The following is a 16,270-nucleotide window of genomic DNA, read 5'->3' on the forward strand; positions in this document are numbered from 1 at the left end:
AAGGTATAAATGAGCTCGCCAAGAAGGCGAATTGAAACTTTTCATAAGGTATAATTGCGTCTAATAAAATGGATTATACGCAATTATAGCTATTTTTTAAAGAATACCAAGGTCTTCTTTTTTATTTTATTGAATTACGGCAAAAAAAAACATCCTATAGCAGATCCAGGACAAACATTATCAATACCATAGGACTACTTTATAAATAGATTTCGGATATATGCTTCCTATAAACTTGTCATTTAACAATATGTTTCAGATATTCACCATATCCAGATTTGCACAGAGGTTGTGCAACAGCTAACAATTGCTTTTTATCAATATAGCCCATGCGATAGGCGACCTCCTCGATCGCGCCTATTTTCATTCCCTGCCGTTCTTCAATGACCTGTACAAATTGTCCTGCTTGCATCAGTGACTGGATGGTCCCCGTGTCTAGCCAAGCCGTACCGCGGTCAAATATGCCGACCTTTAATTTGCCCTGACGTAAATATTCTTTGTTGATATCGGTAATCTCCAGCTCTCCCCGTGCGGATGGTTTGATGCCTTTTGCAATTGCAACGACATCGTTGTCGTAAAAATAAATACCGGGAACAGCGTAGCTGGATTTAGGCATTTTTGGTTTTTCTTCAATAGAAACTACATTTTTTGCTTCATCAAATTCCACCACGCCATAACGTTCAGGATCCTGTACAGGATAAGCAAATACGACACCCCCATCAGGGTTCGCGCACGACTGCAACAGCTTTGATAGGCCCGAGCCATAGAAAATATTATCGCCAAGAATCAATGCGACCTTGTCCTTCCCGATAAACTCTTCCCCCAATATAAATGCCTGTGCGAGACCATCGGGGCTTGGCTGTTCCTTATATTCAAAGCGACAGCCTAATTGAGAACCATCGCCCAATAACTTTTGAAAGTTTGGTAAATCCTGTGGAGTCGATATAATCAATATCTCACGAATTCCCGACAGCATTAATGTAGACAAGGGATAGTATATCATCGGCTTATCATAAACGGGCATTAATTGCTTACTCACGGCGAGCGTTAAAGGGTGCAAACGGGTTCCCGATCCACCGGCTAATATAATTCCTTTCATTTGTATTCAGCTCAATAATTTTTTTAATTTTTAATTTCCTCGCCCAGCATTTTAGCCAGGCTTAACGCCCATTCCGGTACAGCTACATCAAAGGCCGCTTTAATCTTAGACTTATCAAGCAGTGAATACTTTGGCCGTTGCGCAGGTGTGGGGTATGCACTTGTCGGAATTGGCTTTACCTGACAATCAAACGAACGGAAATCCCGTATTGCTACAGCAAAATCATACCAGGATATCTCCCCCTCATTGCTGTAGTTATAGATTCCGGCTTTCCAATCCGGTGCATCGACAATTTTCAAAATCGCCATCGCCAGATCTTTTGCATACGTCGGCGTACCGATCTGATCATTGATTACATTTACTTCACCCCGTTCGGCCATTAGACGGCACATCGTCTTGACAAAATTCTTCCCGTATGCAGAATACACCCAGGATGTCCGGATAATAATCGCCTCGGGACACCATTTTTGAATAGCGCGCTCCCCGGCAAGTTTGGTCTGACCGTAGACATTGATCGGTGCTGTAGGTGCATCTTCGGCTAGCGGAATGGCAGAATTACCATCAAACACATAGTCCGTTGAAATGGCGATCAGCTTGGCGCTATGGAGGCGACAGTATTGTGCAATCTCCTCACAGGCCAAATGATTGACCAAATTAGCTGTTTCATGTTCTTCCTCGGCTTTATCTACGGCCGTATAAGCGCCGGCATGAATAATTAAATTGGGCTGATACATGGCCAAAATATCCTGGATCAGCATAATCTGGTCCAAAGGCAATTGCTTACGGTCCAAAAAGTAGCACTCTTTTTCGGTATCATTTACCAATAATTCATACAATTCGGATCCTAGCTGTCCGGAAGCACCGGTAATGACGATTTTCATCAAAATCTTTTTTATGGTTCAAGCATCCTGATCCGTTTATCTCCTTCAAGCAGGAGCTTTTAAGCAGCTCAGGCACGCTATTTTACTATTTCAATTTATTGGATAATGCCGCGAAGCTTTGTGCCTCTTTGTCTTTTTGGGACAAGATCATCTGTTCTGCCGGAATTTGCCAGTCAACCGCCAGTTGCTGGTCCAGTGGATCTACACCATCTTCCGCTTCTTTGTTATAATTATTGTCACATTTATAGGCAAATACCGCATGCTCGGACAATACTGAAAATCCGTGTAAAAATCCACGCGGTACAAATAGCTGCTTTTTATTTTCCGCAGAGAGCTCCACGGCAACATGCTGTCCATAAGTAGGGGAACCGGGCCGAACATCAACAGCGACATCCAGTACGCTACCCTCCAATACACGGACTAATTTCGCCTGCGCATGCGCTCCGGCTTGCATATGCAATCCCCTCACGACGCCAAATTGAGATTTCGACTGGTTATCCTGCACAAAATGCGGATCATAACCTAATATGGCTGCCAGTCTGTTTTGATTATAGGATTCAAAAAAATAGCCCCTTTCATCTTCAAATATCGCAGGCTCCAAAATAAAACAACCGGATAATTTCGTTTCTGTATGTTTCATATTTAAGCGCCGTGATATTGATTATTATAATAGTGCTGATAGTCGCCCGAAGTCACATGATCCAGCCATTCCTGATTGGACAAGAACCAGTCTATTGTCAGTGACAGGCCTTGCTCAAAAGTTACTGACGGGCTCCAGCCCAGCTCTGTATTGATTTTGCTTGCATCAATTGCATAACGCAGGTCATGACCCGGACGGTCTTTCACAAAGGTGATCAGCGAAGCTGCCGTCCCCTGCTCCCGGCCTAATTTGACATCCATTTGTCGGCAAAGCTCCTTGATCAGGTCTATATTCTGCCACTCGTTAAAGCCACCTACATTGTACGAATCTCCATTTTTCCCTTGATGAAAAACCAGGTCAATCGCTTTGGCATGGTCAATCACAAAAAGCCAGTCGCGGGTATATTTTCCGTCTCCGTATACAGGCAATGGCTTATCATGTAAAATATTATGAATGCACAGCGGAATCAGTTTTTCAGGAAAATGATTGGGCCCGTAATTGTTGGAACAGTTGGTCAGCACAATCGGCAATCCATAAGTATCGTGATAGGCACGGACAAAATGGTCCGAGCTCGCTTTCGAAGCCGAATACGGTGAGTGCGGATCATATTTGGTGTCTTCCGTAAAAAAACCGGACTCTCCCAACGCACCAAACACCTCATCCGTAGAAACATGATGAAAACGTTTTCCTTCAAAATTATCCTTCCAGATTGCACGAGCAGCATTCAACAGATTGACTGTCCCGATCACATTGGTCATCACGAATGCCGTCGGATCTGCAATGGAGCGATCGACATGGGATTCTGCCGCCAAGTGAATCACACCATCCGGCTGATAGTGTTCAAAAACAACATTTATTGCTGCCTGATCCGTAATATCCGCTTTGACAAAGGTGTAATTCGGACGATCCTCGATATCTTTTAGATTTTCCAGATTGCCCGCATAGGTCAGGGCATCCAGGTTAATAACCTGATAATGTGGATACTTTACAACAAATTCACGAACGACATGGGATCCAATAAATCCTGCGCCTCCTGTGATTAAGATTTTTTTATTCATATATGCCTCGGTTATCGACGGAATACCACTCAGGTTAACCTGCCCAAAATTATTACCTCAATTAAATAATTCACTAAAATTAGGTTGATTTTTGCGAATTGGCAAGTTTTAATCGATGGAGCAAGCATAACAAACAAAAAAATCCCATTAATGGGACTTTTCGTATTTATTCTTTAGCGTCAGGTTATGCCTTTTTAATCAGTGAATAAACGGGAACATCATCACTATACTCCTGTTCAATCCTGTTATCCAAAGCTTCATACTCCGAATTTTGAGATTTAAATTCCGGAACAATGCGTTTCATCGCTGCCACCAATTCCATATAATCCGGCAAATGCTGATCCGCATCCACAATCTGCTGGCATACGGCATTGATTCGTTCGGCTTTTAGGGTGAGTTCATCGTGTTTTACTTTGGCAATCATAATCTTCGGGTGATGAGTTTTTACCGTATTTTCATTATTAGCCAAAAGCTCTTCATAAATCTTTTCGCCCGGGCGCAGACCAACAAGCTTGATGTCGATATCTTCGGGATAGCGGTAACCTTTCAGTTTGATCATTCGTTTGGCCAGATCCATTATTTTAACGGATTTGCCCATATCAAAGACAAATATCTCACCGCCTTTCCCCATCACACCAGCTTCCTGCACCAGCTGACAAGCCTCAGGGATGGTCATAAAGAAACGCGTAATTTCGGGATGCGTCAGGGTCAATGGACCACCGCTTGCCATTTGCTTCTCAAAGAGCGGTATGACCGAACCATTTGAACCGAGCACATTACCAAATCGCGTAATGATAAAACTAGTTTCAGACCTACCGCTACAGCTACTTACATAGATTTCAGCCATTCGTTTGGTTGCCCCCATTACATTGGTTGGATTGACGGCCTTGTCCGTAGAAACCATTACCATTTTCTTTGCACCATGCTGCATGCAAAGATCAGCCACATTCTTACTTCCGAGTACATTTGTCTGAATGGATTCGTAAGGATTGGCCTCCATCAAGGGTACATGTTTGTACGCCGCAGCATGGAAAACAAGATCCGGCTTATACTGTGCAAATATATTTTGCATAAAAGCATAGTTGCGGACATCACCCACAATGCAATGCAGATGTTCAGGCTGTGTTGCTTTGATCGACTGTTGGATATCGTACAGCGCAGATTCCGCTTGATCCAATAGGATCAGCTTTTTATAATAACGTCTTGCAATCTGACGGGCCAGCTCCGAGCCAATGGACCCCGCGGCCCCAGTGACCAGAATCACTTTGCCCTTCATCTCTTCCTCAATCTCAGGGTGATCCAGCTTAATAGGCTTGCGACCGAGCAAATCCTCAATTTTTAAAGGGCGGATCTCCCGCTTTGCACCGGAGTTGAGTAAGATCCGTGCTGGCGGCATAATTTTAAGTTCAAGCCCGATATTCTGAAACCAGTCTGAGACATATTCCAAGCGTTCGGGATCATTGTTTTCCACGGCAATGATCACCTGGGTAATTTCGTGTTTGCTGATATACTCCTTGGTAATTTCAGTAATATCCTTGATTTTCAATCCCGCAAGGCGTTTTCCGATGCGTGATACCTTATCTTCTACAAAGGCGACGACCTGGTACTTGATCCGGGGATCCTCTTTCAACAGGGAGAAAGACACCAGCCCCGGGCGTGAAGCTCCAAAAATCAGTACATTTTCACCTTTTCGTGCGGGCAGGAACAGATACTCAAAAATCGTTCGGTATACCACACGTGCCCCGACCATGATCACCATTAAAATACAGGCCTGCATCGTTAATACCCCGTACGAAAGACGCAGGTAATCGCCCGCTGATGTTCCCTTTTCAAAAATAGCTTTAGCAAGCAGTGTCAACAACATCAAGACGATATAGGCAGACGTGACAGTCTTAAATATTTTTATGGTATCCCGAATGCCTGTCTGACGCACGATCCCCCTAAAGGTATTATAACACAAAAATAGGACAAAGTACACCGGCAAAACGAGTACAAGTTTCTTCAACATAAGGGCCACATCAAAGACCCCTCTGAAATTATTGACTACGTAGTTTGAAAACACATAGCTTGCAAATACAAACCACATATCAATCAGCAAAATGACCCACCGAGGATTATCCTTCCGCAACCGTTTTCTTAAATCCCATAGAGATCCCATCATAGCTTTCTTCTCTTTTAGTTTATTTCTATACCGTCGTATCTTCTTGAAGTCTATACAACGTATATGGCTTATTTCAATTTCATAAAAGATGACCAAGATACTTAAAATTTAACAATTATTTGGTCTTTTTACTTAAAATATCAATAACAGCAGGTGCTACATACGTTCTATTCGCATCATCGTGGAGTAAGCAACTATTATACCGAAAATATTACAAACAGCAATAAAAATTAAAAATCCCCAACACAAGGCCGTTAGAATTTATTGTTATTCAACAAAATCTATTCTTCCTTACATTATCCTTCTTCATAAACGTCAAAACTGGCATATTGTTTGTAAAACATCCTGTAAGACAGACAAAACCATACTTGAATCAGCTATTATGAATTTTTTTACCAATATATTCAACCGTAAAAAGTCGTCATCCGTCCGACCTTTGGCCCAGCTGGAGTTTTTGGAGGTAGACATGCACAATCACCTTTTGCCCGGTATTGACGACGGAAGCAGTTCAGTAAAAAATTCAATAAGCTATATTCAGGCTTTACAAAAATTGGGATTGAAGAAATTTATTTGTACCCCGCATATTATGGCCGGCGTACACCCCAATACCAAATCTACAATTGAAGAGGCACAGACTGCCTTGATCAGTGGTCTGAAAGATATTGGAAACGACACCCCGATTTTTGCAGCAGCCGAGCACATGATTGATGATGGTCTGACCTCCCTTATTCAACAGGATGAACTCTGCATTATACCCGGTGGATATGTGCTGATCGAGATGTCTTATCTATCCGAGTCCAAAACACTATTTCATACCATTTTGGATATACAAAAACTTGGCTACAAACCTATTTTAGCGCATCCCGAACGTTACAATTATTACCATAGCAATTTCAATATTTACAAACAGATTAAGGATGCGGGCTGTTTATTGCAGCTCAATCTACTCTCGCTCAGCCGATATTATGGCGTTGATGCGAAAGCAATTGCAATGACTTTATTAAAATCCGGCATGTATGATTTTGTGGGCACAGACCTGCATCATGAGCGGCATCTCGAAGCGCTACAGAAAATCGCAGAAAAATATCCGGTGCGCGAGATGTTAAAAACTTCCCCGATCCTGAATCAAAGCCTAGCGGACCATTTCAACAACAGTAAATCTCAGGGCATTGCCGGCTAAAAAAATACAGGTTAATGGTGCCATTACAGCGCAAACCTTTGAAATTGACCTTTTTTGACTTCACTTTCTTCAGCAATGGACGACTTACAAGATCAGTATTTATCCCGCTTAAAAAAAATATAACATTGGCAAGTAACGGGTGGTATAAACATAAAAATGCAGGTATCCGATGACACCTGTATTTTTATGATTTTCATAGGGGTGTAGGGTATTTGTATTGATACAAAAATACGGCATCAAAGAAGGCGAAAAGTATGAATTTCGGCCTAAAAAGTATAAAAACAGGAGGCCGGGTATTTCTGTAGCCCTGTAGCCACAGCAATTATTAATTATTCAATAATAAAAGCGTTGTTGCCCTACGTGGAAGATTGAATTCATTCGGGTGGAGACATGTACCATACGCAACAAAACAGTAGACTTATTGTTGCCAGGTTTTTCGGTATTCCTTAGGAGTTGTACCAGTTTCTTTCAAAAAAAACGTGCTAAAGTTGTTTACATTGGTATAGCCCAGTTCCCAGGCAATTTGCTTGATACTGAGCGAAGATTCAGCCAATGATTGTTTACTCACACGCAACAATTCGCCCGTAATCACTTCTTTTGGCGTAATTCCAAGCACTTCGTTTGTTAAACTGGTCAGTTTTTTACTGCCAATATGGAGCAGATCGGCATAATACATCACCCGTTTCTCCTTTTTTACATTTTTTTCTACAAGATCCTGAAAGCGACGTACCAAATCCATGTTATATCCCAACAGCTCACCCGGTCCTTTTTCTTCCAAATAGATAGCCGCGAGCAAAACCACCTGCTTCACAATATTATGTGCCAGATCACGATAGATAGCCTGGTTATAGTTCTGCTTGGAGAGTTTGAGCTGCTGTCCGACGAATTCGTAATAAGTCGCGTATTCCTGAGGAACACTGAGTACCTGATAGGTATATTGCCGTCTGTCAAATGATTTAAAACTGCGGATGAAGGAAGCATCGATGTCTGTACGCGCAAAAAAATTATCGGAAAAATAGATGATTAAAAAAGCCCGCGCCTCCTCCGGGTCAAACCCTATTTTAATTCCCCGTGGCACCAGGACGAGACTATATTCATCTACCTCAATCATTTTTTTATCAATCTGAATCCGGCAGCCACCTGCCGACACAAAAAGAACCGTATAATTGTCCGTTGCCGTTGCATCAGCAATAGCCGAATCCTCCCGCTCTATCCCGATCACACGATGAACTCCAAATTCCATAATTTCCAATTATCCGAAAATAACACCTTAAACAGCAACGTAGGCCAAGCGAATTTAACAAATAATTTGGAACGAAAAAAAACGCCTTCCCAAAAAGGGAAGACGTCTCCATTAAATTTCATTATCCAAATATATTTCAGTCCTTAATTTCTCACACAACGTACTTGCACGGCATCACCCGAATTAATTCCACTGATCTGACAGTCCCAACCGATACTTCCTTTCGTTCCACCCATTTCGAATTTTTTGTATCCGCCACCATTAGCCGTAATTAAATAATAAGCTTTATTATTTTCACCGTTTAACGCATTGGAAGTACTATATTGACCTGCAAATAACATAAATAAATACTGGTCCCTTGCCGCCCCAGGATGATTATATACACCATAAAACATTCCCATTTTTCCATCAGCGTTACCGCTAAATGTATCTACCCACCTAGCCGCAGCATCGCTCCGACGATTTTCAGCGCTATTTGGGTTTGTCCTTTGAACCAATGCATTAGCCTCCTGCTCAGTTGGCAATCTCCAAGTATTACCATCTACCAATTTACAAGGGTCACCTGCCGCACCGTTTCTGTCTCTTGAAGGAGTTTGGTAAATCCAAGGATCTTTTGTATTGGATGTCGGAATAAATTTCGGCAACACATAATCAGCAAAGAAATAATCGCCGGCTGCATTATTCGCTTCTGCAAAGCCATACTTGCCCGTACTTGGATTATAGACTAAATTTCCAAGCCCCCAAGTACTACCACCAATATTTACGTCAATTGGTTTCTTCAATGTAATATCCAACTGATATTTTACGCCCGGTTTAAGATTCCAGCCCGCCTTTGTCAAGTTCTTTGCAGCACTTCCGGCGATCGAAACACCAGACAGTACAATTGTACCATTTGCTGTAGCAGCCGTTGTGATAAAAGTAGAATCCGAATTGATTACTTTTCCGGTTGTATTTTTAAGATTGAACGCTACTGGATTTGCAGCCCCAGTGAAGGTTAATGCACCATTTGTAAGCGCCACATCAACAGCTGCATTGGAAGGAGCAATAGTTGCGCCTGCAATACTGCTTACGGAACCCAACTGGGAGGCATCAAATTTCAATGTCACCTGTGTAAATAAATGCGCCAAATCAGCATTCAATAGATTCTGTCCATCTTTAACCTCAAATGGCACCTGACCTAACATCAAGTCCTTATCAGCAGTTAGACCAGCGAAATTCACGGTACTCAGCTTCGCGCCAGCAGCAATGGAAGGCAATGTCTTGTTGGTACCAGATGCATAAATTACGAAAGTATATTTTCCTTTGTCGATCGCAAAATCCTGTGCGCTGTTTCCTTGCGTAAACGTTTTTGTTTCCTTATAGTCACCCGCTGCATCAAAAATTGCCACATAATACACAGTCCCCTGTTTCAATTTTTTCTGATCAGTGCCTGTCGAAACGGTAGCCGCACGGTTAGATGCTTTTAAACTCGGAGCCGCTGCTGTTTCCGCGGTCAACGTCGCCACCAATGTATATTGATTGTCAAACGGGATTTCTACTGTTTGTGTTGCCGAAGCATAAGAACGGCCAACTGAAGCCGCTTTTACCGGACCTTCTGGCGCAAATGCCTGTCCTATATTTAAACGTACGGTTGGTCCATCTGGAATGGCTACGTTATTATTATCTTTACTACAAGATGAGATAAAGATTACGCATGCCAAGAGAGAAGTTAACCCGAATTTTGTTGTAAACTTGTTCATAAAATAATTGTTTATATCACTAAATAATGAGATCCCCGTTTTTACCAATCTAAATCCTGACTTTGCGTCTCAGTCTGCCAAGATTCTGTCATTGAACCATTTACAGAACCCTGTGTTGAACCAGCCGCAACACTGTATTCCAATTCTACATGTAACGCATTCATACGCGGAGCTTCATAAGGAAGACGGCCATTTTGGTTAGCCAAATTTTTTGTGTTCGTTTTCATTTCTTATATTTTTAAATGTTCTAAAGCAATTTATGTTTGTGTAATTTGTACACACTATAAAAAAAATACTATCTAATTAATAACAAGATCTTTAGAATAGAATAATATGACACTTCCAAATCAGAAGGTGCACGAAAGTAGATAATATTTGAAAGGGGCCAAAGAAATTCGGGCGATGTTTATTTTCCTGTAGCTAAAGCACTACAAACCGACTTAAAATGAGTTATTTGCATGACATTTCCATGAGAATTAAAGTCAAATTTGCGGAAACTTGGCTAAGAAAAAGAGTTGGGTGTATTTAGAGCGGCTTAAAAGGAGAGGTATACCTATGAACCTGAATCGGGAATCAAAAATTCATTGATTGCTTAAACACTTTAATTATTATGAAAACAAAAACACAAAACAACAATAAAAAACAAAAAGCCTAAATCGATATATATTTTTCTAAAACAACAAACATATAGCACTATTACCGTTTGTCAATAAAGATGCAATGCGTTATAATGGCAAATATTTTATTTCAAATAGAAGTGAGTATTATTAAGAAATTGATTATCGATATTAAAAATACCAAACAGAATTTAAAAATAAAACAGACTATAACTTATACTTGGTCGAATGCACCATAAAGGAACTACCTGTTCAAACATCTTAATTATAAAACAAAAATTTACCGGAAAAAAATTATTCAAGTTTAAAACAAAAGGGAAACAACTTTGTTCAAGCAGAGTATTACAGTCATATAATGCGGTAAAAAAGTATTTAAAAACACTTCAATTTTACATTAAAAGACAGTTATAGCAAAAAAGGCAAACAATAAAGTCATGAAAAGGAAACATGTTTAAATATCAAGTGAATTTTATGTTACAAAATAATTTACAATTTTTTTTTGCACAAGTTGATATTTAGTCGTAATATTACAATCCGAAAACATATTATGTTTTAGCCAAACTAGAAAAAAGTAGTAGACATATATAAATTTATAACAGCACTAATAGGAATATTATATCAAAATTGACGCAGCGATAACCACAATACTTGTCTGTACGCAGAGACAAGCTGCTTATCAAAACGTTAATTTTTAAATTTTTAACAATGAAGCATTAAATTGTCCATTAAATTTTAAACCCCATGCTAGTAATAGCATGGATTATCCAAATAATATTATCATGAATAAGAACGCAAAAAAAATGTACGTTGCTCCGTCCATTGAGGAGAACGTAATTGAGCTTGAGCAAGGCATTGCTGCAGGTTCACAAGCTCAACCAGGCGCGACTCCACAATCGAGTGGCTGGGGAGCTGGAGCAGATGAAACCAATAACGGTGAAGGATCTTAGGAAGTATTGTAATTATTAACAAAACAGAAAAGCACAAAATGAAATTTCTACAAAAAAAAGGAGCTCACTGGGTTGTTGCAATGGCAATGCTTGCAATACCGGCGACGTTAATAACGAGCTGCTCCAAAGATTCAAAAGAAATTGTTGACACAAAAAGCAACAAATTAACCATTTCGGTAGGCGGTATTAAAACCAACAACGATGCAGGAGTAAAACGCGCTGCATCTTCCTCAACCAATAAGACAGCACAGAGCAAAATTTATTCTTTCTCCGATGTTGATATGGCCGTTTCAACAGACAACGATGTTCCTGTAAAGACTACTATAAACAGTGCAGCACGATCAAATGGCACAGCTGCCGATGCGGTACCTGGCGTTACCGAGAATATGGAACAAGACACCAAATATGTAGTGTATATTTATTCTGGGAATAGCCTTGTTGCAGTTGAAGAATTACAATCAGGCACAGCAGGAACAATTGACGGACTGGATCCAGCTGGCTCTTACAAATGGGTAGCCCTTTCCTACAATTCTAAAGATGACGCTCCATCGTCAACACCAACTAGTGGAGAAATTGCACTTCCACAAAATAAGGATGTTCTATACGCCTCAGGTACTGTTGATTTAGCAACTAGCTCAAACATTAACATTCTTTTTAATCATGCATTTTCGCGTGTTGGCATAGAACTGAATACTATCGGTGTATTCGGTAATATCACCGGAAATCCATCGGTGTCTGTATCCGGATTAAACCTTGCAACAGGTAGCATTAATTTATTGACAGGTGCGGTAACCGCAGGTGCTACGTTTACACCAACACTAAGTTATGCTGATTTCAAAAATGTTGACCCATTGTATAACGACGCCAAAATCGCATACGTATATACTGCCTCTACTACCGCACAAAGCGCTATCAAAGTAACACTACAAAACTTAAATATTAACCATGTGGATGGTGGCTTAGCTCGTACATACTTTGCTTCAGCTACAGATTTTAATTTTTCCATTACACCCGAACTGGGAAAAAGTCACCACTTATTGTTAAATGTTGTTGAATCACCTTTAACGACAGGAACAGGAGCAAATGCTGTCAAGTGGAGCCGTTCGAATTTATATGATAGAGGTGGCAGCGATCCAATCCGTAATTTCGCATTTTATGCAACGAATGCGCAAAGGAGTAGAGCCGATGGCTATTTCTCCTATGGTTCTTTAGTCGCTGCACGATTCCCCTCCACTGTTGCACAAAAGGGAGATCCATGTACAAGAATATACCCTCAAGGACTTTGGAAACAACCTACTAGCACTCAGGTCAGCACGTTAACATCTTCATCAGGCGTGTTAAACAATGTTTTAAACCTAGTTGGAACATTATTAGGAGCCTCAGACCCCGCACCAGGATCGACAGTTGGCACTAATGGTGGCAATCATGCTCAATATGGTATCACTGCTGGCGGTACTACTGGAACAAATGCTTTCGGAACCGGGACTTCTAACTCTAACAATATGCGCATTTTTTATAATGGACAGATTGTTAACACGGCATTACTTTCTCAGATTGGATCTAGCGGACAAGGATTATTAGGATTAGGACTATCAACACTTAATGCAGATCTATTAGGTTTCAGAATTATTGGAACGAATATAGATATCCTTGGTGACAGCTACAATACGTCCGCTGCTTTCTGGACAGATTCCCCTGTACTAGGTGGCTCTCTTTTGAATCTTTTAGGAACAAGAGTTGGTTACTATGGCTACCATGCTTTTACAACACGAGCAAGTATCATAGGAATTCCATTACCTACAGCTCCTTTCGTTAAGGCTTCAACTACAGCCGAAGCTTTAAATGTCGAATTATTAGGACTGGACCTACTTAGAACTACTTTCAAAAACGTTCGTTGCGTACGTGCAAACTAAAACAATACTAGAACAATAAAGTATTTTTAACACCTTATATCAGAAGGCGGCTAGGTAATACCTAGCCGCCTTTTTTTATTGTAGCCGACTCCCTACAAAAATTCTTTTTCACATTTTTTAACACGATTATCGTCAATTTTCACACGATAAGTTCCAATTATATTTTCTACTTTTGAACCATCAAGTCATTTTTTTTGCGTTCGACTTGATAATATTAATGGATAAAATGGAACGAAGGCGTTCGTTCCATTATTTTTTTACAACTGATAGCCAGCTTATTACCTCAAAATACACATCAGCTATTGCCAGTCTCTGCAACATAAGAAGCTGACGATCTACCCCTGAAACTTCTTAAAATACCGGCAGCCTAGCATCTGATCGAGGTAACGCGATGGACAACTGATCCGCTGCGCTAAAGGATATCATTTTCAGATCATAAAATGGGAAAAGTTACAGACAATGCATTGGCCATATTGATTTCATCACGGATTACGGAGATTATGAATCAGACGGGACTCTCGCTCAACGGTCTCGCCAGCTTCACCGGTTTAACGGCAGGACCGCTGCGTAGCCATTACAATAAAACGCTCACCATCACCGTTGAACATGTCGCAAAAATATGCCGCCCATTTTCTATTTCTCTTGCAGATTTTTTCAATCCAAAAATAACGCTGGCCATAGATATGGACAGTCTTCCAGACTTACACATTTTTAAAGAAACCATATCGGCTCAGGAGCAAAACTTACTCCTCAAGCAAAAAATCGACCCTGCCAATGAAGCGGTCAATGAAGACCTGCGACGACAACGCGAACTGATCGCTTATGTCGTTTATGCATCGGATTATTTTTCCGAACCCCGGACACTCGAACAGATGGTCGACGATTTTAAGGAAAATTATAACATCAATTTTAGCACCGAAAGGATCTATAGCTTGTTACGAAAATATGTGGGCCGCGAAGTGTTGCAACGAAAACCCCTACCTAGACCCAAATGCAAAGGGAGCATCAGCAGAAGGCCTTTCTTGTATTTTAAGTCCGTGGACGAAACTCAACAGCTATAAAGCAGTTATTGAAACAAAAGTATTTACCCGAGATTGAAGCGGAAGCGTTATCTGCTGCTGTCCACTTAGTACGTTAACACCCCTATCGCATGGTATGGCCGACCTGTTGCCAAATATCATATTGTTATTTTCAGCTTCTTCCCTATCAGCTCCCTTCCTGAAATCGGAGCCCGTGCTAATGACAAGCATCTCAAATGGCCCCAAAGCCATAATAGCCAAAGAATCCACAGCAATTGCCCGGGCATCACCCGATGAAAAATTAACATGATCCGGAATCCAACCGACCGAGATAAAAGTACCCAAACGAATTGTCAATGAAGCTTGTTGCGCCATGGCGGCCCTGCTATTCAATAGCACACAAAACAACGCAAGCACGATCAAAAATAACCGACCAACTTTCATACGATATAATTTTTTAGATTTTCATCTCAACTAATTTCCTCGTAGTGCACGTGGGATATGGCCTGTCTGCTTTTTCACAAAATTCCGGAAGTTGGATTCATCATTAAACCCCATTTCATAGGATATCTGTGAAATAGATAGACTGGTATGCTTGATATACCTTACAGCCTGCTGAACCAAAACGGATAAAATCATCGATTTGGCAGTTTTTCCAGTCACCGCCAAACATACATCCGTTAGCTTGCGCGCAGTAACATGAAGCTGATCGGCATAGAATTGTACATAGGTGTACTCCCGGCAATGTTTATGAATCAACACCGAAAAATGATTTACCAGGCCAATATCTGTTGTGTTTTTGAGCTGTGACATGTCATCGCCCGAGGATACCTCATGATACACATCCAGTAAAAGCGATTCTACACAGTGATGTGCAACAAGATCAAAGATATGCTCCCCTTGCCTACGTGCCCTAGCGAGACGGCTCGTAATCTGCTGGTTAAAAACATGTTCGCCAAAACAGGAATCATGATACAGAACTGGGCGCTCCCCAAAAAACAATGCCGAATGGATTGTAGCGCTATCCTCAACCGAACGTTCATAAAATCTGGCAGTGAAACAAAGCAGATAACCTTTGCCGCCACGCACATTTGACATGTCAATGGACCTACCTGGGCCAACAAAAATCATTTGATTTGTTCCAAGATGATATCTTTCTCCCTCAATGATGATATCAATCGGCTCGAAAGTCTTGATTATCGTAAAGAAATCCCGCCCGTTTTGTTCGATGCCCAGATCAGGATTGCTCCGAAAACTGAAGAACTGAAAGCCGGTAGTCGTGATATTGCCAAATTGATCAGGAGTTATCATGCGAAACGATTGAAATGCTTTTTCTAACAATGACGGGCCGCTCGTATTGCGCCCCCATTTTTCCATAACCGCAAATTTCCACCAACATTTGTTTCGGGTTGCGTTTTGAAAAAACCTGCAGCGCTCCGTTCCGTCTGAAATCACTTATTTCGATCAGGCTATCTGTAGCCGTATACCCGAATACTTTAATGGATGGAAATCTGCGCCTCATTTCGCGCACCGTATCTATCCCATTCATCACAGGCATGTGCAGATCCAAAATACAGATCTGGGGCAGTACTTTGCAAGAATCAAGATACCGGAGCAATTCACTCCCGTTATCCGCTGTAAATTGCAGGTCGAACAGATCAAGTTCCGCTGAAAGCAGCTCAATAATTTTCTGCTGCAGCCTGCAGTCATCCGCAAAGATCAACTTCATCTTGTTTTCCATGTATATTCATTTTTTACATTAAACTATAGAGG

At 41.1% G+C, this 16,270-nt stretch carries 15 protein-coding genes; 4 read left to right on the top strand and 11 right to left on the bottom strand.

The genetic code is table 11. From position 1 onward, the window contains the following. Positions 1-238: 238 nt before the first annotated feature. From rfbA to HMAT_RS19340, 5 genes are all read right to left on the bottom strand, one after another. Positions 239-1,099 (bottom strand): glucose-1-phosphate thymidylyltransferase RfbA, encoded by an 861-nt coding sequence (gene rfbA / locus HMAT_RS19320; RefSeq protein ID WP_104384514.1) that lies wholly within the window; start codon positions 1,097-1,099, stop codon positions 239-241. 23 nt (positions 1,100-1,122) lie between these two features. Continuing rightward, positions 1,123-1,980, bottom strand: a complete 858-nt coding sequence (gene rfbD / locus HMAT_RS19325) for a dTDP-4-dehydrorhamnose reductase (protein WP_104384515.1) — start codon at positions 1,978-1,980, stop codon at positions 1,123-1,125. 85 nt (positions 1,981-2,065) lie between these two features. Then, a complete protein-coding gene (gene rfbC / locus HMAT_RS19330) occupies positions 2,066-2,620 on the bottom strand; it encodes a dTDP-4-dehydrorhamnose 3,5-epimerase (protein WP_104384516.1) in 555 nt (184 codons plus the stop codon). Between the two features lie 2 nt (positions 2,621-2,622). After that, a complete protein-coding gene (gene rfbB, locus HMAT_RS19335) occupies positions 2,623-3,678 on the bottom strand; it encodes a dTDP-glucose 4,6-dehydratase (RefSeq protein ID WP_104384517.1) in 1,056 nt (351 codons plus the stop codon). A 184-nt stretch (positions 3,679-3,862) separates the two neighbouring features. Then, on the bottom strand, positions 3,863-5,839 hold the full coding sequence (locus HMAT_RS19340; protein ID WP_233789467.1) for a nucleoside-diphosphate sugar epimerase/dehydratase: 1,977 nt from the start codon (positions 5,837-5,839) through the stop codon (positions 3,863-3,865). Positions 5,840-6,221: 382 nt separating this feature from the next. Here HMAT_RS19340 and HMAT_RS19345 point away from each other — a divergent pair, with 382 nt between their 5' ends. Then, the gene (locus HMAT_RS19345) at positions 6,222-7,019 is read left to right on the top strand and encodes a tyrosine-protein phosphatase (RefSeq protein ID WP_104384518.1); all 798 of its coding nucleotides are present in this window, start codon (positions 6,222-6,224) and stop codon (positions 7,017-7,019) included. A 418-nt stretch (positions 7,020-7,437) separates the two neighbouring features. Here the strand turns inward: HMAT_RS19345 and HMAT_RS19350 are convergent, their stop codons facing one another. The 3 genes from HMAT_RS19350 to HMAT_RS19360 form a co-directional block, all read right to left on the bottom strand. After that, positions 7,438-8,262 carry an AraC family transcriptional regulator gene (locus HMAT_RS19350; RefSeq protein ID WP_104384519.1) on the bottom strand — a complete coding sequence of 275 codons (825 nt, stop codon included), beginning with the start codon at positions 8,260-8,262 and terminating at the stop codon, positions 7,438-7,440. A 143-nt stretch (positions 8,263-8,405) separates the two neighbouring features. Beyond that, positions 8,406-10,001 (bottom strand): hypothetical protein, encoded by a 1,596-nt coding sequence (locus HMAT_RS19355; protein ID WP_104384520.1) that lies wholly within the window; start codon positions 9,999-10,001, stop codon positions 8,406-8,408. A gap of 41 nt (positions 10,002-10,042) precedes the next feature. Next, positions 10,043-10,228, bottom strand: coding sequence for a hypothetical protein (locus tag HMAT_RS19360; RefSeq protein WP_104384521.1), 186 nt, complete (start codon positions 10,226-10,228; stop codon positions 10,043-10,045). 1,169 nt (positions 10,229-11,397) lie between these two features. Here HMAT_RS19360 and HMAT_RS19370 point away from each other — a divergent pair. The 3 genes from HMAT_RS19370 to HMAT_RS19380 all read left to right on the top strand — a co-directional run bounded on the left by HMAT_RS19370 (position 11,398) and on the right by HMAT_RS19380 (position 14,539). After that, positions 11,398-11,565, top strand: a complete 168-nt coding sequence (locus HMAT_RS19370) for a hypothetical protein (RefSeq protein ID WP_158656008.1) — start codon at positions 11,398-11,400, stop codon at positions 11,563-11,565. 80 nt (positions 11,566-11,645) lie between these two features. Further along, positions 11,646-13,478, top strand: a complete 1,833-nt coding sequence (locus tag HMAT_RS19375; RefSeq protein ID WP_158656009.1) for a fimbrillin family protein — start codon at positions 11,646-11,648, stop codon at positions 13,476-13,478. 440 nt (positions 13,479-13,918) lie between these two features. Further along, on the top strand, positions 13,919-14,539 hold the full coding sequence (locus tag HMAT_RS19380) for a helix-turn-helix domain-containing protein (protein ID WP_104384525.1): 621 nt from the start codon (positions 13,919-13,921) through the stop codon (positions 14,537-14,539). On the opposite strand, the gene HMAT_RS19385 is transcribed toward HMAT_RS19380, so the two are convergent. From HMAT_RS19385 to HMAT_RS19395, 3 genes are read right to left on the bottom strand one after another with little or no spacing between them, the layout of a single operon-like run. Beyond that, complete coding sequence (locus HMAT_RS19385; RefSeq protein WP_104384526.1) at positions 14,534-14,941, bottom strand: hypothetical protein; 408 nt, start codon at positions 14,939-14,941, stop codon at positions 14,534-14,536. The genes HMAT_RS19380 and HMAT_RS19385 overlap by 6 nt on opposite strands. A 30-nt stretch (positions 14,942-14,971) precedes the next feature. Further along, on the bottom strand, positions 14,972-15,808 hold the full coding sequence (locus HMAT_RS19390) for an AraC family transcriptional regulator (protein ID WP_158656010.1): 837 nt from the start codon (positions 15,806-15,808) through the stop codon (positions 14,972-14,974). Further along, positions 15,795-16,238 (bottom strand): response regulator, encoded by a 444-nt coding sequence (locus tag HMAT_RS19395; protein ID WP_104384528.1) that lies wholly within the window; start codon positions 16,236-16,238, stop codon positions 15,795-15,797. Before HMAT_RS19395 ends, HMAT_RS19390 begins: the two co-directional genes overlap by 14 nt. Between the last annotated feature and the right edge of the window lie 32 nt (positions 16,239-16,270).

This window comes from Sphingobacterium sp. HMA12 (assembly GCF_002933815.1).
GTDB lineage: Bacteria > Bacteroidota > Bacteroidia > Sphingobacteriales > Sphingobacteriaceae > Sphingobacterium.

Bases quoted from the DNA above. Each gene is read 5' to 3' on its own strand.
- rfbA (WP_104384514.1), bottom strand. From the start codon at position 1,099: ATGAAAGGAATTATATTAGCCGGTGGATCGGGAACCCGTTTGCACCCT.
- rfbD (WP_104384515.1), bottom strand. From the start codon at position 1,980: ATGAAAATCGTCATTACCGGTGCTTCCGGACAGCTAGGATCCGAATTG.
- rfbC (WP_104384516.1), bottom strand. From the start codon at position 2,620: ATGAAACATACAGAAACGAAATTATCCGGTTGTTTTATTTTGGAGCCT.
- rfbB (WP_104384517.1), bottom strand. From the start codon at position 3,678: ATGAATAAAAAAATCTTAATCACAGGAGGCGCAGGATTTATTGGATCC.
- HMAT_RS19340 (WP_233789467.1), bottom strand. From the start codon at position 5,839: ATGATGGGATCTCTATGGGATTTAAGAAAACGGTTGCGGAAGGATAAT.
- HMAT_RS19345 (WP_104384518.1), top strand. From the start codon at position 6,222: ATGAATTTTTTTACCAATATATTCAACCGTAAAAAGTCGTCATCCGTC.
- HMAT_RS19350 (WP_104384519.1), bottom strand. From the start codon at position 8,262: ATGGAATTTGGAGTTCATCGTGTGATCGGGATAGAGCGGGAGGATTCG.
- HMAT_RS19355 (WP_104384520.1), bottom strand. From the start codon at position 10,001: ATGAACAAGTTTACAACAAAATTCGGGTTAACTTCTCTCTTGGCATGC.
- HMAT_RS19360 (WP_104384521.1), bottom strand. From the start codon at position 10,228: ATGAAAACGAACACAAAAAATTTGGCTAACCAAAATGGCCGTCTTCCT.
- HMAT_RS19370 (WP_158656008.1), top strand. From the start codon at position 11,398: ATGAATAAGAACGCAAAAAAAATGTACGTTGCTCCGTCCATTGAGGAG.
- HMAT_RS19375 (WP_158656009.1), top strand. From the start codon at position 11,646: ATGGCAATGCTTGCAATACCGGCGACGTTAATAACGAGCTGCTCCAAA.
- HMAT_RS19380 (WP_104384525.1), top strand. From the start codon at position 13,919: ATGGGAAAAGTTACAGACAATGCATTGGCCATATTGATTTCATCACGG.
- HMAT_RS19385 (WP_104384526.1), bottom strand. From the start codon at position 14,941: ATGAAAGTTGGTCGGTTATTTTTGATCGTGCTTGCGTTGTTTTGTGTG.
- HMAT_RS19390 (WP_158656010.1), bottom strand. From the start codon at position 15,808: ATGATAACTCCTGATCAATTTGGCAATATCACGACTACCGGCTTTCAG.
- HMAT_RS19395 (WP_104384528.1), bottom strand. From the start codon at position 16,238: ATGGAAAACAAGATGAAGTTGATCTTTGCGGATGACTGCAGGCTGCAG.